Below are 18,140 nucleotides of genomic sequence, written 5' to 3' on the forward strand. Positions count from 1 at the left end.
GATGGATCACCTCCTTTCTAAGGAGCTCTTTCTAGAGCATTATCGATCATTTTCTTGGGTCACGTGATACTCACTCTTTAGTTTTCAGGGAATGCGCTCAAAACCACTTCTGCTTATGCAGAGGTGGTTTTTTTATAATGAATGGGCGCGGCAAGAAAACCGAATGACTGAAATATACCGATGTGCCTAGTGCTTTGGTGAACAGAGGAAGATGTGTTTTATTTGAAAAGATAAGTAGAGTAACATTTTTGAATGAACGCAACACGAGCTATTTGATAAGATGAATATAAATGTGCTGAAGGAGGGATAGAGTGAAATGGTTGTACGACCGAGACATCATCAGTGAGCAATTCGGGCAGGCAAGTGCCAAGTTTATTGAGATTGTAGATGGGGATACAGCTAAGTTTGAGATAGACGGCAAGGTGGAGTCAGTCCGATTTCTTCTCGTCACCCGAAACCCAGATAGAGCAAGGTGCGAAGAGTATAACGTCTTATCAACTAATTATCATGTGATCCGTGAATGTGGTATACGGCAAAAGATGTTATAACAGAAGTGGTGCATTACTCGCTATCACCCATTTCCGTACAATTAAAATGGTTAAGCTTAGCTTTGAGTTGCAACCATCATGGTATTGAGAAAGGTGTGTTTTTTTATGAGAGTGGAAGTGACGTTTCATATTGCTGATGAAATGTTATTGCCTTACGACTTGAATTATCCGATTAGCAGCTTTATCTATCACTGTGTGATGCAAGCGGATCCCGATCTTGCACAATGGTTGCATGACACAGGCTTGGAGCATCGCGGGAAGAAGTATAAACCCTTTGTCTTTTCTCGCTGCTATTTTACCTCCAGAATTAATCTGAAATCCGCCATGAAGGTAAAAGGGTCACTTGCATTCCAGTTGGACTCCATCAAGCCGGAGATCGTGCAACGTTTTATTGAAGGGGTTTGGAAAGTGGGACAATTAACTTTACATGACGCTATATTCCCGCTGGCAGATGTGCGAATTTTGCCGCCAGTACCCTTTGAGCGCAAGATGGTGTATCAGGCGTTAGGCTCGATTGTGGTGCCAACACAGATTGACGGGCAAGTCATCTATTGTCATCCACTGGACAGCCAGTTTTATGACAGTATGCGTTTCTCATTGAAAAATTGGTATACTTTGCGCTGGAATGAAGAGTTTCCTGAGGAGGAGATATTGCGCATCCAACTTTATCGCCCTGAGAAATTTCATTTAAAAAAAGCGGCCGTCCTTACTCGATACAAAGAGAAAAATTTGAAAGGGTATCAAATCCCCTTGGTTATTGAAACCTCGACTAAGATGCATCAGGTGATTTATGAAAGCGGATTAGGCTCCTATGGTTCCCAAGGGTTTGGCATGGTGTCTCCTCTTAATGAGAGAGGTTGAAACTCACCAGATGCCATGATTAGACAATCTTACTATGAATAAAAGCGCCTTATTAAAGGCGTTTTTTCAGTCTTCAAATTCTTGACAATTAACCAATCCATTGATGAAGGTTTTGAAATCCTTTGAGAGGACCGTAATTTTAGGTTGATCGGGATTTTCAACATCAACATGGATAACTCGGGGCTCACCATTTCTTCCGCATTGCCTATAATCTAACATGACTGCATCATGACCAGCTGATGGACAATCACATATTACAAATCCTAAATGAATGGGATAACCCCAATCTTCATCAATGCTTCGGACATCTTCGGAATCAATGCCTTCCTCTCCTCCAAGGCCACGGATTTTTTCGATTGCAATATGATTCTTGGCCCAAGAGGTTGGAACCGTTGTTGGAAAGCAAGAGTTGACAGGGATTCCGCCATTTTTGGTTTTGATTAGTTCTATATAAGAACGGGGAAGTTTGAAATTTAACTTTTGTTCTGCCTGAGCGATCATTTCATCTGTCACTGAAACGGGATTAGTATATTGATCGCATGGTAGCCAAAAACCTTTAAAATGCTTTCTCATGTTACCCACCCACTTTTAAAAAATAAAGTTTCATGATGATAATGCCAAAAAGATGGTAACATGTGCAGGTTGTTTGCGGTATGAGGTGGCTTATGTATTTATATTTTTTTAAAAAAATTGTCAACACGAGGAGTGTTCTGTTATGATTTAATTGAAAGATTCACCATGAAAATAACTTTTTGGGTTAGTTTCCGTGGGAAGTTCAGTCGGATGAATCCTTGATACTATCACTTTGATGGAGGTTTTGCTCATGTTTCAAGTCCGAGTGAAAAGTCAGTTGAAATTATTCACCTCCGTTATTCTCGCGATGCTCATTTCGATGGTGACAGCTTTGCCTGCATTTGCGGCCACTCCAGGGAAGACGGTTAATGCGTCGGCAACACTCGCATACAACCTCAAAGGGCTTAAGCACAATGTGGCTGTTCAAAAAGCTTATATTGCTTCCAAGTATATTTACGTAACGCAACGGTCCGGGGGTACATGCTATCTTTCAAGATTGCTTATTAATGGGCGTGACGCTACATACGTTGATGAAATGACTGTTACCAATGCGGGTCATTGTCAAACATTAGACATGTACACATACAATGGTAAAAATTATTTTTATTTCAGTTCGAAAGCAGATCCTTCAACGTCCTATTACTGGTCCCTCCAAGTGGCAAGACTGCAATACTCACCCGGCGCGAAATATAATTATACCGATCTTCACCGGTTTACCTATATGAATTATGCCAATAAGACCGGCACAAGACTAGGTGATACGTACCGTGTCGATGGTGGTGGCAATAGTAACTACACGATTTTCCGAGTCCAGACCAAACAAGGAACTGTAACTTGGTCCATTTATGACACAGTGGCATTAAACCGGCTTCTTGACAGTAATAAACAGGTACAGATGAATAGCGCGGAGGCGAAGAAAGCCTGTGTTGGCAGCTTTACGCAGTCGGGCAGTGGCATAGTCAGACCGAACGGTTCTTTCCAAGGCGTTGATATGCTCAGTAATACGAAGATTTATACGTCAGGTGGCGCAGAAGGCGAAACTCCGCAAATTGCCATGATGTCAAACACGGGTGCATATAAAACCCTTGTGAAAATTACCAATGTGGGGACTCATGAAATTGAGGGAGTACAGACGAAGAACGGGAACGTTTATTTTACAATCGTTACAGACCCGGTGAACAAGAAAAATACACAAAAAATTTACTACGTATCTGATAGCATTTTTTAACTGGGTAGATGCTGCGGAGAACCCTTTCCCAGTGAGCTTCGTCATGCGAGAAGCGAATGAGGAGCTGCTGTTCTGCTTCCGACGGGGTTAGCTCGCGTCATCATTATTCCATGGAAAAGAAAATGCCAGAGCCAATCACTAGAGTGTCAGGCAAATCAAGTTGACAGTGAAGGCCTGGCATTTTTTATTTGCTATTTACCATACTCACTTTCTTATACTACGGAATTTCGAATAAGCGTAGATAGATGATGAGATCCTTGTTCACGAAATAACTCAGCTAATTTTTTTCTTCCTGCAGCACCATTTTGTAAGATGTATTGCAGCTCTTGTGAGGTGAGTATTTTGATGCTTACCAAACGTATATCACTGGCTGGACCGATTATACTGGTTGGAATTTGCTCAGATTCGAGACCGAGCAAGACACCTACGCGGCCTTCCTCATTACTGAAAGGTTCTGGTACATCTAAATACGAAAACTCCATTGACAAAACACCATGACGCTCCAATAACTCTTTTACACCTCCATGATGAGCAAAGTTTTGAGCAACTTCGTATAGCAACTGAAATTGCCATGTTTGATCGAGTTCAGCAATGTTTTTGCGAAGGGCAGGATCGTCTGATTCAAGGTAACACTCCAATGAAAACCCTTGGTTGGGTTCCTCAACATCATCAAACGGATCAGACAAGCCGTCACTTGCCAAAATGATGGAATTCGGAGTCTCTATTTTCACAAATGCTTGTCTCAATGTCGGCCATCTAGGCCCACCTCTAAAAGCTGGATTGATGAGGTGGGTCAACACATCTGGATCTATTTTTCCAATTGTTTTCCAAAAGTTGTTTCTCACAGAAACGGTTGCGTTGAACAAATCATCTTTCATGATGCATACCTCCTTGGGGTCATTTGAATATCACAATATGTTATTTTTTTATTGGTTGTAAAGCGGTGATTAGGTGTTACTTGGCATGCGGGAGGAATGTTATTGAAACTTCGAAAAGAGTTGGAGTTGAAACCAATATCGCCAGAGTGGAAAAGCATCATCAGATCAAAAGTTCAACGGATTATCCATTTGTTGGAAATGAAACAACCTGTTGATAAAGAGATAGAAGAGTTCAACCAACTAACAGGAAAAGATTATATCGATGTTGACTTTATGCATCAGGAAGCCATGGATTTAGAAACGTTTGTTGACCTTGCTTCATTACCTGTTCCAAGTAAAGTGGAGGATATCACGACAGAAGAGTTGATTGAAATTGTCACCAGGGCTATGGATGTTGAAACATATGGAATTGAAACGCACTATTATATAGAACTCTTTGATATTCATGTTCCTATGCCCAATGCTTCCAACCTGATTTTTTATCCGGACGAAACGTTTAAGGTTAACAGGGGTGACGATGGTCTCACCCCGGAAGAAATAGTGGAGAAAGCGTTGGCATACAAACCGATATGCTTATAATGGAATGATTTATGTGTGGCGTTTTGTGACGGTTTGATCGAAACAAGATAAAATATCATGTGCTAACAAGTCTGTGAACCTCCAAGGTTTTCACCTCAATAACGGTTCACGGACTTTTTTGTTTTTAGTTATAATGACGCGGATTGACCTGATTGATGCTCTTCAAGTTTCGTTGAATCCATGTTGGTATTGGAATCGTACATTATTGTGGGTGGTATGACACGCCAAGCTATTTAATTTAATTTATCATAATGTTATAAAATATTTTAAAAGACACTCGCCCTTGTTTTATATAATCAAATAAAAAATAAGTAATAAAAAATATGATAATTGAAGGTATTTGTAAATAATTATAGAATAAAAATATGTTTTATCATGTAAGAGGAGGGGTGGGGATGAAGCGGATCAAGGTGACTTATGAGATTGTGACGCCGATGTTTTTGGGGGGAGCGAATCAAAAGTTGGCCGAATTGCGCTTACCTTCCATCAAAGGGGCACTACGATCTTGGTATCGAGTTTTTATGCCTGCATTTAATCACTCAGTTGGTGATGAGAAAGGAGTCACTCACGAAGAGGCATTGTTTGGCGGCGCACGATCAGGAGCAGGACAAAGCCGTTTCCTCATGCGGATGACGGGAAAAAAGCCCGTCACTGAGAATTATAGACATGAAGAATTTGACAGCGACAAATTAAAGTATTTTACCTTCTTTCTGAAAGATAGATCTAATATTCCCCCAGGACAAACTTTTTCCTTAGAGGTAATCTTACGTACAGCAAAGGATGAAGATGAATCTAAATACTGGAAAGCTATCGTCTCCTGTCTTTGGCTGTTGGGACATGCTGGGGGGATGGGCGCTCGCAAAAATCGTGGGTTTGGTGCGTTAGCTCTGCGGGAGTGGGAGACGAATAGTCAAGCGCTAGAATATATGAACGATTTACCCATAGCTTATCAGGCAACAACGATAGAGGAATGGATAGAGCAATTTGGCTTGGGGATCAAAGTAATTTCTCAGTGGTTTCCAGGTTCAAAACTTTTGGATCGGGCAACCATTTATTACTATGCAGAGAGAGTCTTTCCAGATTGGAAAAGCGCGCTAGCTACCGGGGCAGAGCTGATTAAAACATTTCGCAAAAATAATCAAGAGGATAGAATGGCGTTTGGCATGCCGCTAAAGCTTCCTAAAGTGACATACAAGCTAAAGGATTATGACCGGATGGCGTCACCTATTCTGCTCTCTGTGGTTTTACTTCGAAATAGGTATGTGCCAATCTTTTTCCTGTGTTCGGCTGACTTTCCCCCAGTGGTGGAAGAAGAAGGAGACGTTGAACGAGATTATCCAATTTCGATTCCTAAGGTGATTAGTCACTTTGGACAATTTCTAAGTATGAAAGAATTCAAGGAGGCCAAATGGGGTGAGTGAACGATATCTGCATTTTACGATTGGACCAGTGCAAGGGTTTGTGGCGCAATCCCGTCGGACAAGGGATCTGTTGGCCAGTTCCTTTTTACTATCCTATCTGTCAGGACATGCCATGATGGCGGTGATTCAAGCAGGAGGCGAAATTGTTTTTCCCTATGTTCAGGAAAGAAATGAATCTGACGGGTCTTATGTTATTTGTCATCCACTTTTGCTAGAAATTTTTCGATTACAAGCCGGCAAAGAACCTAAAGAGAAATTGTGGATGGGTTCGTTACCTAATCGGTTTAAGGCCAAAATTCCTGCCACTTTTGATCCCAAACAATGTGTGGAAGCAGTACATCGCCATTGGATAAAAGTTGCGGAAGCAGTCTGGGATTACGTGATGCCGGGAATGGAGAAATACCGAAAAGAAACGCGAAAAATATGGGATCGGCAAGTGAACGGATTTTGGGAAATTTCGTGGGTGATTGGAGAGGAAGCGGACCTGTTGGATCGTCGTAAGAATTGGCGTAATCACATTCCTACCGAAGAAGCTGGGGATAAATGTACATTGATTAGTAATCTGCAAGAAATATCTGGCCATTTTCGATCTGCTGAGCAAAAGCAGTTTTGGGATCTGTTGCAAAAAAAATTAGATCCTTATGATTTGGCGCCGAATGAGCGTTTGAGTGCCATTGGGTTGATCAAGAGGTTATTTCCTTTGGTTGCCAAACAGGCGATTGGGTGGGAGTTTCCTAATGAAGTGAGGTATTTTCCTTCTGTCACTTATTTGTCTGCGTTTCCTTGGATATTGAGAGCTGTGCGGGAACAAGAAGAAAGAGCGGCATATTTTGCAGAAGAGGCAAAAAAATATGGAATCCGAATAGCTGACCGAGAAAAAATATTTCCTGCTCTTAAGGATTTGAAGCAAAAAGCGCTATTGTATCAATTCGCCAACTTGGAGGGATCTACTTTCTTCGGAGATTGGGACAAGTCCAGTGAGAAAGACGATACCTCGTTAGTGCAAGCATATAGCGAGCTAATAAATAAAATGGGTGGCGAACCAACTCCATATTATGCCATTTTGCTGATGGATGGGGATCAACTTGGACGCATCGTCTCAAGTTATGGAGCCAAAGTGAGTCAGGCTTTATCAACGTTTTCGGATGAGTTGAATAAAGTGGTGAAAAAGCACAACGGTGTAACGGTTTATGCCGGTGGGGACGATGTACTGGTATTGTTACCGTTTGATCAAGCATTGTCAGTCGCTGTGCAATTGCGCGAAAATTATTTGAATGCCTTTTCGGAGATTAAAGGAGATTTAGAGAAAGGGAAAGAGGAACTGGAGGCAACCATCTCAGCCGCCGTTTTGTACGCTCATTATTACGCTCCGCTTAAAAATGTGTTGCAACATGCTCATTATTTACTTGATAAGGTGGCGAAGGAGCAAAGTGGCCGGGACAGTTTGGCAGTAGCGATTTGGAAACGGTCAGGGCCAGATTGGCAATGGGTCAGCAAGTGGGAAAAAGTGTATGACGAGGGATCATCGACAACAGAGACGATATTGGAAAAATTGGCCAGAAAATTTTCTAAAGATAAGGAAAACCTGCTCTCCGGCAGTTTTTTATACAAATGGCGCGAGTGTTATGAGCAGACCTCTTTCTCGCAAGATAAAGAGGTGCTTACGGATTTGATTGTTGCAGATTATCTGCGGATTAAAGAAGAAAAAACAGCAGCAGCCCAGCAAGAAGCAAAGAATCAGATAAAAGAATTGGTTGATTTGTGTTTTGCGTCTGGCACATTTTCCACAAATGGAGCATTGTTGGTACGATTCTTGGGACAAAAGGGAGGTGGGCGGACATGAGCAAAAGTTGGCGATTTGAGGCCCTAGATACGCTGTTCTTCCGAGATGGCACTCCCTTCCACCAAGGTGAGACGGGAAACATCTTGCCAGGCAGTGTATTTCCTCCTCTTATGCTGACAATGCAGGGAGCAATTCGGACGGCATTGGCTTGTAAGCAAGGATGGATTCCAGACAAAAAGGGTCTACCTGAGAAATTGAGATTGGGAACTGCAGATGACTTGGGAGACTTGCAATTGGCTGGTCCTTATCTCAGGTTCAAGGGAGAAAGATTGTACCCGGCTCCCCTTACTCTGTTTGGGAATAAAAATGGAAATGGGAATTGGATTCTCACCAGATTGATTCCAGGACCAAAGGTAGATTGTGACCTTGGGGAAGGGGTTCGGTTACCTAAGCTGCAAAAACAAATAGATGGGGAGTTATTAAATCTATGGGTTACGAAAGAAGGTATGGAATCCATACTTAATATTCGTTTTCCTGAGGCTAAGCACCTAATTGAACCTGACCAATTGTGGAAAAACGAACAGAAGATTGGCATTATGCGAGAAGAAAAGACCAAGGTGGCCAAAGATAAGCATTTGTATTCATTGATTCATATTCGTCCACAAGCAGAACTGGAGGTAGAAGTGGAGGTGGGAGGGATCTCGGAAGACTGGCACTTACAGAAGACCCAAGCCTTGCCTTTGGGTGGTGAAGGGCGATTTGCGCTGGTAAATGTTTCGGATGTAACGGATCCGCTTCCGCGCATGCCGGAGCTTCCTGTGTCCCATGATGGCCAAATCCGATTTACCGTCACTCTTCTCACTCCGGGGTATTACCAAGATATGAATCAGGTAGTGAAAGAAGGGCCTCCTCATATTCCGGGTACGTGTGTATCGGCGAGCATTGGCAAAGCGATGCACATGGGTGGATGGAATTTGAAAGAGAATAAGCCCCGCCCAATCAAGCCCTTATTGCCCCCAGGAAGTACCTGGTTTTTTGAAGCAAAAGCAGACCAGTTGGCGGAGATAAAAGGTGTACATGGTTCTTTTACAGGAGAGAAAACGGCATACGGAATGGGACAACTCATCGTTGGGATTTGGAAAGAAGAATGGGAGGATTGACATGAAGGGATTATTATTAGGAATGTTGGCGGAGACATCGATTCATCCGGGAATGGGTCAGGCGCAAAGTGTGATAGATTTGCCTGTAGCACGGGAAGCGACCACGGGTTATCCAATGATTCCCGGTTCAAGCTTGAAAGGCGTACTGCGTGATAAAGTACGGGAAGAAAAAGGAAAAGAATTAGCAGAAGTACTCTTTGGAAAATCTGAATCTATTGGTGGGATGGGCGTGACAGATGCCCGCCTGTTGTTATTGCCGGTTCGCTCTCTTTCCAGACACTATCAATGGGTGACTTGCCCGTACCTGTTAGAGCGATTTGTGCGTGATACCTCTTTAATTGACTACTCAATTTCTATAGATGACATCTCCGTTGAATCAGGAGAAGCGATTGTTGGACAAGAAGATAACTCAATCTTTTTAGAAGAGTTTTCGTTTCTTGGAAATCATCAACCTGATTTTATTAACCAACTGGCGGAGTGTATATTGCCGTTGATACGCCATGAGTCCGTTCGCAAAAGACTCTCACGGCAATTGGTTGTCATATCTGATGAGAAATTTGGTCATATGGCTCGTTATTCCTTGCCAGTGCAAGCGCGAAATGTGTTGGATGATGTCACGAAAACAAGTAAAAATCTGTGGTATGAGGAAACCATCCCTCCTGATACGGTGATGTACAGTCTGTTGTTGGAGAGACCAGGTAAAGAAGAGCTTTTGGCTGATCTAAAAACACTGTTGGAAGCAAAACCATATTTGCAAGTAGGCGGCAATGAAACGATTGGGCAAGGCTGGTTTATCACAACCATGGTGGAGTAGGGGGAGTGATTATGGAGCAAACATTAGATCAACAACGCGCTACGGATTCATTGGAAAAGGTAAAACGAGTGAAAGATAATTGCGATTCCAAAGTAGCGGATGATTACGCTGGTTATGTGGTGCGTCTAGCAGGGGCAATTCGAATCAATGGCTTGGGACAGGCACTGGCACAATTGCTGGCTGTGGCCAAACAAGATCAAAAGGATCCTCACTTAATGGTTTATCGAGATTTGCAACAATGGTTGTGCCGTGATGATTCCCAAGCGCCTTACCCCAACGAACCAGATTTGTTAGAAGCCTTGGTTAAGCGAGATCGGGATACGTATCAATGGGCTTTGGCAGAGGCGATGGCTTGGTTGGAGTGGCACAAAAAATTGGCTGTGGCTTATCTGAAAAAACCAGAGGAGGGACAGGGGTGAGTTCGTCGGATAATGTGATGTTTTTATACCGTGATGAAGAACGAAATTTACAAACGCGTCCGCATCATGCTCACGCTGGTTTGTGGTATGAAAAATTTTGCAATTGTTGGCGCAAAGAAGATGGTAAGTGGCAGTTAGACAAACAGGAGTGGATCCAAACCGTTGCCCGCAAAGTGGGGGATAGAGAGCAGATTGATGAGGCCACCGAACGACTTCTGTGTTTGGTGGAGCAATTGAACGGGCGAGTATTGTATATGAAAACGACGGAACGTTTTGTGACTGGATTGGGCCGATCACATCCGGTGGAAAATGGATTTGTTTGGCATGCCACCTTAGGAACTGCCTTTCTGCCTGGTTCCTCAGTCAAAGGTGTAGTGCGCGCATGGGCTGAACAATGGGCGGAATCAGTAGATTCCGAGCGCATTAACCGAATTTTCGGCTGTGAAGAAAAAGGAAGTCATCACGTCGGAAACATGATTTTTTTTGACGCGATCCCTGCGAGGCCTGTTCAATTAGAAATGGAGATCATGACTCCTCATTATGCTGGATATTATGAAAATGCTTCGAAACCGGCCCAAGATTGGTATAATCCCAATCCGATTTCTTATCTGACTGTAGGTTCAAACCAAACGTTTTTATTTTCCTTTGCCCCTCGTGGACAGGCCCAAGCGGATGATGTTCAGTTGGTGGAGAAGTGGTTGATTGAGGCGTTGGAATGGGTGGGGGCTGGTGCCAAAACAGCGGTTGGATATGGGAGGTTTACAAAGGATGAACAGAAGCAACAAAGCTATATAACGAGGAGAGAGGAAAAACGCAGGGAAGAAGAGAAAAGGGCAGCTTTGGCATCCTTGTCGCCGATCAAGCGGGAGATGATGGAGGATGGATACGATCATCCTCAATCGGAGCGATTTATGGCAGCCATGGCGGAAAAATGGTTACCTATATTGAGGGAAAAAGGGAAATCGAAACAGGAACTAGTCGAAATAGCTGAACTTCTTCGCGATTGGTATCTGAATTATCGACCGAATAGTTGGTCAAAACCGAACAAAAAGAATAAACCAAAAGTGGAATTAATTAAACAAATCTTATCCCTAACCTAAATAAACAGGTTGCTTCAAAAGCTTCAGCAAGTGGTTTTTCTTTTCTCAACGAGCGTATCACACAGGAAGCGGTGGATAAAGGGTTTATCAGGGCAGCTCATTCAGCATATTCTTATAAAGATAAAACCAGCTAAGTTCAATCCTTAGCTGGTTTTGTTTAAATGCAGGAGAGCTGCCCGACTGTATAAGCTTGGATCTTTAGTGCGGTAAAGATCCTTTAAGATGGTTTCCAAACGCGTAGTGTGATGAGGATCAAGAAATTCACTCAGACAATCGTTTCGTTCATATAGCTTTTGCTCCGCTAGATATAAAATTTTATTGCGGTCCTCTAAGACAGAACTGCTTTCTTCCCAAGCTTCATCCTTAATTAGCTGAAGTTCATAGCAATATTCCGGCTTCTGCTCAAGGAGGCCTTCCAGGAATTCCAATGCTTTATGTGCTTTTTTCTGCCGAAGCAACCAAAATAATAAAAAGATATAGGCTTTAATATGGTCATTGTTATCTTTGATATGTTCTTTCATTAAAGTTATTGCTAGTTCTCTATCCTGTTGTTTTTCAATATCGTTCTGTTTTTCTTTTGCATCATAATATATGGCTAGTGCTTTGAAGTATTTCAATCCCCATAGATTGGGGTAGGCCGCTTCTGCTTCCAATAATGATGATAGACGGGATTCGCGAACTTTACCAGCATCTTCGGCTATTGCTTGTTCAATGAGCAGACTGTAAGCTTTGATCATATTTTTCAGCTTCTTATCGGTTCGTTCTTCCCATTCATTAAATTTTTCTTTCATGGTTTCGTCGATTTTCTTTGCCAACTGTTTTGCTTGAACAAATTGATTATAAGTGAAAACGATCCCAGCTACTGTGGCCAATAAGGCAATGAGTGCCATTAAAAAGTTAAGATAACTAATCCAGTTAGCGACTAGATCTTGATCAATTGTAGTTTCTTTTCTATGTAGTATGGCGTATAACAAGGGGGCAGTAGTTAAAACAACTAAATATACTATCAGTAATGCTATTCCGAGTCTTTTTATACTTCGCATATCTGTCGCTCCTTTATCAATTAAGTCTATTTAATTGTACAAAAGAAAGGAGATTTACATGAGAATTATTTTATCGACTGTGGGTACCTCCCTGTTTGGCAAGGCGAAAGTAGATGGCAGCATTGTGTTGGCACTAAGAGGAGTACCAGTCTCACAAAAACATACGGTACAAGATTATTATCAAGCAGCATTTCAAAGCATCTTGAAATATTCAGAGCAAGATGACTTTGACCTGGTGCGGGATTGTGCCGAGACAAACTGTCTCAGTAGGTTGAATCTGTTAGACATAGACCACTTAATCTTTATTACTACGGACACGTTGGATGGATTAGTGACAGGCGAAGTTGTTGCTGAGATTTGCCATCGTGAATGGAAGTGCAAAACGGAAGTGGTACCTTGTCCAGGTTTGCAAGTGAAAGATGGTACCAAGCTTCGATTAGAGGGCCTAGCTCAGTTTGTTCGTATTGTAGATGGTTATATTAAGAAATATCAATCAGAGCAAAATGAGATTATCCTAAATGCTACGGGCGGTTATAAAGCAACACTGACTTATTTGACGCTAATTGGCCAATTGGAAGGACTGCCGGTATGTTATATTAATGATTATTACAATACACTCATTTATCTCCCTGCCGCACCATTAGGATATGATACGAAGCCATTGGAAACATTGCATAAACAGATCGGCGAAGCCCGTATGCTTGCCTTGTATGAAGGAGTTCCTCATAAAGAATTGGGTAAATGGGCTGATCAGACGGTTACAGAATTAAAACGGGCATACAAACAGATCTTGGTATGGGAAAAGGAGAAGGTGTATTTGTCCATTTTTGCTCAGATTGTTTATGATCGTGATGTTCGTAAACAAATTAGTCTGGATAGGCCGAAGTCCTTGTTGCATATCGATGATGAGATTTAATTTTTAGCGTACTTTGTGGTAGAAAAGATATATATGCGGATTATAAACTAAAAAAGCCCATGATGATGTGGGCTTTTTCTATTCCCATTTAAGATGACATCTTAAAGTCGCCTGTGGATTATTAACTTTCACATGGGCAAGAAGGGGATTGCCGATTTCATCCCCACTATGCCACAACACTGGATGTTGAATAGAATCCCTTTGTTACTTATTTTTAACATTTAGCCTATTCGTTCGTTTACTTATTATTAGTGAAATATTATATTGGAAAGAGAAACAATCATATACAAAATCATGAAATACTCTGCTTTGCTATTCTTCATTGTAGATCCATAAATAGATTTAATCCACAAATAATCAGATTTGTTGTAATTGGGTATGAGGTGGTGAGTGCTGGTTCAAAGCCCGTTCCAAATCAAATACACGAGCAACCATAAAGATAGGAGGGGATAAGATGGAACAAAAGCTGATTCGCTTAAAAGATCGATTGAGTGATCTGAGCCGGAGAAATCGTTCTCTGAGGCTACTTAGGTTACAAAGTAAATGGGTCTTCGATCTAACGGCGTTAGACCAAGAGAAGGCACGCTCAAAACAGATTTTAGATCAGGTGATAACAGGTAAAAAGAAAATGGTGCTTACTCACTCATCTTTAACTGAAAAACAGTTACAAACCGTAGCACATAGTTTAACCCATCTTAATCGCAATATGAAGGCAATTGAAGAAGAAACGGGATTGTATGATTTATACATAGGTTATCCTTTTTTATCGGGTAACTTGAGGGACGGTTCTTTTATTCAAGCCCCATTGTATTTATATCCGGTTCGTTTAGAACGAAAGGATCGAAGTAATTTACATTGGGAATTGCACGCTTTTCCAGATTCTGAGCCACAATTAAATCGCACACTCTTTTTAGGACTCAGACGTTTTCATCAAGCTACATTTGAAGAGAGTATGTTTGAAGATAGTGCGCAGTTGAAGATGGTTGATAAAGCGAACTTGTCCTCATGGGCAGAATGGTTAAGTCAGTTTAACATCCATGTAACCTGTGCTGAAGAAGGATTGAAACCACTTCAAACGTATCGCAGAGAAACCCTTCCTCAAGGTCAGCCACTCAAGCTTGAGCCTTATGCAATATTAGGCAGTTTCCCACAAGGTAATACGGCGTTGATCCGGGATTATGATGAATTGATTGCCTTATCGACAAAACAACAACCATTACCCTTTATACAAGAGCTCATTCATTCTAATGAAGATCATACCTACGATCCTATGCCAGATTCCCAACCGGAGGAGCTGATTGAGGTTCAAGAGATGCAACCAACAAAAGAAGAGGAACAATTCTTTATCTTGCCAACGGATTTTTCTCAAGAAACGATTCTTCATAGAGCGCGTACCACAAAAGGATTAGTGGTGCATGGTCCTCCGGGAACGGGTAAATCTCAAGTCATTGTAAACTTAATTACTGATGCGTTAGCCAATGGGAAAAAAGTGCTTGTCGTCTGTCAGAAGAGAGCCGCTCTGGATGTTGTATACCAACGGTTAGATAGTATCGATTTGACTTCCTATGTGGCCTTAATTCATGACGAAAAACAGGACCGGAGCGGATTATATCAAAAAATCAATAAGCTCATTCCCGAAACTGTTACTCACATTCAAGGAAAAGAATCCTCCTTGCGCCATTTGTGCAAGCGAATAGAAGAGCGTGAGCAGAAGCTAAATGCCATTTGTAAAGGGCTGCATGAACGGCAATCATGTGGGTTTAGTGCATATGAACTTTATGGGCGAGCTAAGAAACAAGATGATGTTGTGCAAACCATCATGGTCTCCGACTTAGCAAAAAGTGTGCATCGAGATGGGTTAGATGATATGCTCTCAACAATCTCGAGGTATGGTTCTTATCAGCAACGTTTTGGTAAAGAAGCGTACATCTTAAGAAGAAGGAAGTCCCTAGCTAATCTTGAGCTAAGAGATCAGACTCATCTGATTGAGCAATTGGAACTTGCGTTAGAAAAAGCAGATGCTGCAACCCGAAAACTGAACCAATTGGATCATGAGAAAATCACTCCTGCTTACCTATGGTTAAACAGTGATCGCTTAGCTAAAATTTACGATGATTTAGATCCGAAAGAAAAGAAGACTTTACAGAAGCTGCGGCTGTGGTGGTGGACCTCCTTTACAGGAAAAAGCGTGATTGAAGAATTATTAAATGGACAGAAGTTTAAAGGGATTTCTTCTGCAGAATGGCCCCACATTCAAGAAAGCTTGCGTTTAATGTATGAAATTGCTCAGATCACCCAATCTCTGAAACAACATATCCGCTTTTTAGAAGAGATTTTAGACGATGATTTTTTCAAACAGATACAGAAAGAACTGGCTGAAGGGAAAATTCCACAGCGTACGCTGTTACAGATCCGCGAAGCGATTTCACGTGACTTTGATGACCTCAAAGCCATGGATCGCTGTTATGCTGAGGCTACCCCCATTGTGCAAAAGCTCATCAACAGATTAAAAGAGAAGGAGTTGGGCCAGGAAGGGGAGCTTTCTGAGAAGTGGGTAGATACCGTCAAACAATCCTTTTATCTATTTTGGATTGATGAAATTGAACGGAAACATCCCTGTCTAAGTTACGTATCAACGGGTGAGTATCAGCAAATTCGGGAAGAATTCGGCAAACTTCTTCTTGAAAAAAAGAAGTTAGCCTTACATGTTCTTCAAGAACGCATGGTCACTAAGATTAACCAAACATTGCAAAGTCATGTAAAAGCCTTTCGAGAGCTACGGCATCAAACAGGAAAACAACGTCAGATTTGGCCTGTGCGTCGATTAGTCAAACATTTTGCTGAGAAAGGATTATTAGACCTCCTCCCTGTGTGGTTGGCTTCTCCTGAAACCGTTTCTGCTATGTTTCCTTTAAGACAGGGATTGTTTGATTTAGTTATCTTTGATGAGGCATCACAGTGTACGGTGGAAAGTGGATTGCCAGCTGTATATCGTGGAAAGCAAGTAGTCATCGCAGGGGATGAAAAGCAGTTGCAGCCATTCGAACAGTTTCGCGTCTCTTTGTATGATGAAGACGAAGATGAAATGGATTATGAAATGGAAGAGTCAAAAAGCTTGCTAAATCTAGCTAAACGGATATATCCTGTGCGGATGCTTCGGTATCATTACCGTTCCAAGTTTGAGGAATTGATCCATTTCTCCAATCATGCCTTTTATCATGGAGCGATGCAGGTTGTACCCAATGTATCTTCTCATCATTCAACGCCAGCCATTCGTTGGATTAAGGTAGATGGGCATTGGATTAACCAATGTAACGAGCAGGAAGCAAGGGCGGTTGTTGATCAGCTCAAACAGCAATTGGAAAAGCATCCTGATCAAACCGTGGGGATTATCACATTTAATGTGAAACAACAAGATAAGATTTTGCAGTTGATCGAGCATCGAACCAAGGAGGATCCCCACTTTTCCGCTTTATATGAAGAAGTGATGAAGAGGGAGTTGGATGAACGCATCTTTGTTAAAAACATCGAAAACGTACAAGGGGATGAGCGGGATGTTATCATCTTCTCTGTTGGCTATGCCCCTAATGAAGAAGGAAGAATTTATAACCGATTTGGTCTTCTCAATATACAGGGGGGAGAGAATCGATTAAATGTAGCAATTACAAGGGCGAAAGAGAAAATTCTTGTGGTTGCAAGTATTGACCCGCATGAACTAAATGTAGCTGGAACGAAACATGAAGGGCCTAAACTGTTCCGGCATTATCTGGAATACGCCAAGGCTGTTTCTGAAGGGAATAAAGAGCAAGTCCTGAGTATATTACATCGAATTAATCCCCAGTCAGAAACCAAAAAGCAGTATCATGATGACCAGTTTGACTCTCCGTTTGAAGTGGAAGTATGCGATTATTTACGAAGCATTGGCTATGAAGTTGATACACAGATTGGAGTCTCGGGATATCGGATAGATCTTGGAATTGTTCATCCAAAAGATCCAGGTCGCTATATCTTGGGAGTTGAATGTGATGGAGAGACTTATCATCGCTCGCCGCACGCAAAAGAGCGTGACTTATACCGACAAGAATTCCTAGAGTCAAGAGGATGGAACATTCAACGGATTTGGAGTCGAAATTGGTGGAGAAATCCGGGGATAGAAATAGAGAAGATCGATAGAAAGGTAAAAGAACTATTGGAGAAAGAGGAGCATAAAAAGAAGGTGACTTTGTCTTCAACCTAGGAAGTAACCATATATCCATGAGCAAGAACACTGAAAAAAGGATGAGATGATGTCCATCAAATTTGTCAAGGCAAGGGGTGAACACCCCTTGTTTTTTTACAGATGGATAGACACAATTTATAATGGTAGGCTTTATCATCGTATTAATCGCCGAGATAATTATGTTCCAGTAGGTCGTGTTACAATTTATATGAGCTGTAGTGGCATCGCCTATTGCCAAACAGATGGGTATCTGCGTGCTCACGATGGAACACTGAAATATAAGTGGGAGCAAAGCATTCGACAAAGATTGCCTCGTATTGATTGCCCTATATCTCTTTTGTAATTCATGTGGTTTTGACTCGTGAAAAAAAGGGTTGCATTTGTATTTCAGTCATGATATATTATTCCTTGTCGCCGCGATGCGGTGATAACAAAGAGAGACGCACCTTGAAAATTAGATATGGAATAAAGCAACGAGGTTAAGAAGGAGATCCTTCTTTGACCGTCGATGTTGCAAATCACCGAGGAGATACCGAGCGGCATAGTGATATGCCGGATAAACCTGGTAGGTTAAGCTACTAAGGGCACACGGTGGATG

General features: G+C 41.9%; 15 protein-coding genes. 12 read left to right on the forward strand and 3 right to left on the reverse strand.

Annotated elements, in window-relative coordinates; genetic code table 11:
- Positions 1-311 precede the first annotated feature (311 nt).
- Together EDC32_RS16560 and cas6 are read left to right on the forward strand one after the other, a co-directional pair.
- Positions 312-548 carry a hypothetical protein gene (locus EDC32_RS16560; RefSeq protein WP_211341945.1) on the forward strand — a complete coding sequence of 79 codons (237 nt, stop codon included), beginning with the start codon at positions 312-314 and terminating at the stop codon, positions 546-548.
- Between the two features lie 105 nt (positions 549-653).
- A complete protein-coding gene (gene cas6, locus EDC32_RS15785) occupies positions 654-1,409 on the forward strand; it encodes a CRISPR-associated endoribonuclease Cas6 (RefSeq protein ID WP_158283424.1) in 756 nt (251 codons plus the stop codon).
- 66 nt (positions 1,410-1,475) lie between these two features.
- Here the strand turns inward: cas6 and EDC32_RS15790 are convergent, their stop codons facing one another.
- On the reverse strand, positions 1,476-1,982 hold the full coding sequence (locus EDC32_RS15790) for an SMI1/KNR4 family protein (RefSeq protein ID WP_132223872.1): 507 nt from the start codon (positions 1,980-1,982) through the stop codon (positions 1,476-1,478).
- 250 nt (positions 1,983-2,232) lie between these two features.
- Between EDC32_RS15790 and EDC32_RS15795 the strand changes: the two genes are divergently transcribed.
- Positions 2,233-3,210 carry a helveticin J family class III bacteriocin gene (locus EDC32_RS15795; protein WP_132223875.1) on the forward strand — a complete coding sequence of 326 codons (978 nt, stop codon included), beginning with the start codon at positions 2,233-2,235 and terminating at the stop codon, positions 3,208-3,210.
- A gap of 212 nt (positions 3,211-3,422) precedes the next feature.
- On the opposite strand, the gene EDC32_RS15800 is transcribed toward EDC32_RS15795, so the two are convergent.
- Entirely contained in the window at positions 3,423-4,088 is a 666-nt protein-coding gene (locus EDC32_RS15800; protein WP_132223878.1) for a suppressor of fused domain protein, read from the reverse strand.
- A gap of 102 nt (positions 4,089-4,190) precedes the next feature.
- On the opposite strand from EDC32_RS15800, the gene EDC32_RS16680 reads away from it, so the two are divergent.
- The 7 genes from EDC32_RS16680 to cmr6 all read left to right on the forward strand — a co-directional run bounded on the left by EDC32_RS16680 (position 4,191) and on the right by cmr6 (position 11,364).
- Positions 4,191-4,667 carry a hypothetical protein gene (locus tag EDC32_RS16680; RefSeq protein WP_246026977.1) on the forward strand — a complete coding sequence of 159 codons (477 nt, stop codon included), beginning with the start codon at positions 4,191-4,193 and terminating at the stop codon, positions 4,665-4,667.
- A gap of 395 nt (positions 4,668-5,062) precedes the next feature.
- Positions 5,063-6,088 carry a type III-B CRISPR module RAMP protein Cmr1 gene (cmr1, locus tag EDC32_RS15810; protein ID WP_158283425.1) on the forward strand — a complete coding sequence of 342 codons (1,026 nt, stop codon included), beginning with the start codon at positions 5,063-5,065 and terminating at the stop codon, positions 6,086-6,088.
- On the forward strand, positions 6,081-7,931 hold the full coding sequence (gene cas10, locus EDC32_RS15815) for a type III-B CRISPR-associated protein Cas10/Cmr2 (RefSeq protein WP_132223884.1): 1,851 nt from the start codon (positions 6,081-6,083) through the stop codon (positions 7,929-7,931). Before cmr1 ends, cas10 begins: the two co-directional genes overlap by 8 nt.
- Entirely contained in the window at positions 7,928-9,031 is a 1,104-nt protein-coding gene (locus EDC32_RS15820) for a type III-B CRISPR module-associated Cmr3 family protein (RefSeq protein WP_132223887.1), read from the forward strand. Before cas10 ends, EDC32_RS15820 begins: the two co-directional genes overlap by 4 nt.
- A 1-nt stretch (position 9,032) precedes the next feature.
- Positions 9,033-9,845, forward strand: coding sequence for a type III-B CRISPR module RAMP protein Cmr4 (gene cmr4, locus EDC32_RS15825; protein WP_132223890.1), 813 nt, complete (start codon positions 9,033-9,035; stop codon positions 9,843-9,845).
- Positions 9,846-9,856: 11 nt separating this feature from the next.
- Positions 9,857-10,264: a type III-B CRISPR module-associated protein Cmr5 gene (gene cmr5 / locus EDC32_RS15830; protein WP_022739193.1), complete on the forward strand. Its 408-nt coding sequence runs from the start codon at positions 9,857-9,859 to the stop codon at positions 10,262-10,264.
- The gene (cmr6, locus tag EDC32_RS15835) at positions 10,261-11,364 is read left to right on the forward strand and encodes a type III-B CRISPR module RAMP protein Cmr6 (RefSeq protein WP_158283426.1); all 1,104 of its coding nucleotides are present in this window, start codon (positions 10,261-10,263) and stop codon (positions 11,362-11,364) included. Before cmr5 ends, cmr6 begins: the two co-directional genes overlap by 4 nt.
- A gap of 143 nt (positions 11,365-11,507) precedes the next feature.
- Here the strand turns inward: cmr6 and EDC32_RS15840 are convergent, their stop codons facing one another.
- Positions 11,508-12,407, reverse strand: a complete 900-nt coding sequence (locus EDC32_RS15840; RefSeq protein WP_132223896.1) for a hypothetical protein — start codon at positions 12,405-12,407, stop codon at positions 11,508-11,510.
- A gap of 58 nt (positions 12,408-12,465) precedes the next feature.
- On the opposite strand from EDC32_RS15840, the gene EDC32_RS15845 reads away from it, so the two are divergent.
- On the forward strand, positions 12,466-13,323 hold the full coding sequence (locus EDC32_RS15845) for a putative CRISPR-associated protein (protein WP_132223899.1): 858 nt from the start codon (positions 12,466-12,468) through the stop codon (positions 13,321-13,323).
- Positions 13,324-13,777: 454 nt separating this feature from the next.
- The gene (locus EDC32_RS15850; protein ID WP_132223902.1) at positions 13,778-17,560 is read left to right on the forward strand and encodes an AAA domain-containing protein; all 3,783 of its coding nucleotides are present in this window, start codon (positions 13,778-13,780) and stop codon (positions 17,558-17,560) included.
- Positions 17,561-18,140: the final 580 nt, after the last annotated feature.

Origin of the sequence: Laceyella sacchari (assembly GCF_004343255.1) — a bacterium.
Classification (GTDB): Bacteria; Bacillota; Bacilli; order Thermoactinomycetales; family Thermoactinomycetaceae; genus Laceyella; species Laceyella sacchari.

Coding starts and splice junctions, on each gene's coding strand:
- cas6 (WP_158283424.1), top strand. CDS start 654: ATGAGAGTGGAAGTGACGTTTCATATTGCTGATGAAATGTTATTGCCT.
- EDC32_RS15790 (WP_132223872.1), bottom strand. CDS start 1,982: ATGAGAAAGCATTTTAAAGGTTTTTGGCTACCATGCGATCAATATACT.
- EDC32_RS15795 (WP_132223875.1), top strand. CDS start 2,233: ATGTTTCAAGTCCGAGTGAAAAGTCAGTTGAAATTATTCACCTCCGTT.
- EDC32_RS15800 (WP_132223878.1), bottom strand. CDS start 4,088: ATGAAAGATGATTTGTTCAACGCAACCGTTTCTGTGAGAAACAACTTT.
- cmr1 (WP_158283425.1), top strand. CDS start 5,063: ATGAAGCGGATCAAGGTGACTTATGAGATTGTGACGCCGATGTTTTTG.
- EDC32_RS15820 (WP_132223887.1), top strand. CDS start 7,928: ATGAGCAAAAGTTGGCGATTTGAGGCCCTAGATACGCTGTTCTTCCGA.
- cmr4 (WP_132223890.1), top strand. CDS start 9,033: ATGAAGGGATTATTATTAGGAATGTTGGCGGAGACATCGATTCATCCG.
- cmr5 (WP_022739193.1), top strand. CDS start 9,857: ATGGAGCAAACATTAGATCAACAACGCGCTACGGATTCATTGGAAAAG.
- EDC32_RS15840 (WP_132223896.1), bottom strand. CDS start 12,407: ATGCGAAGTATAAAAAGACTCGGAATAGCATTACTGATAGTATATTTA.
- EDC32_RS15845 (WP_132223899.1), top strand. CDS start 12,466: ATGAGAATTATTTTATCGACTGTGGGTACCTCCCTGTTTGGCAAGGCG.
- EDC32_RS15850 (WP_132223902.1), top strand. CDS start 13,778: ATGGAACAAAAGCTGATTCGCTTAAAAGATCGATTGAGTGATCTGAGC.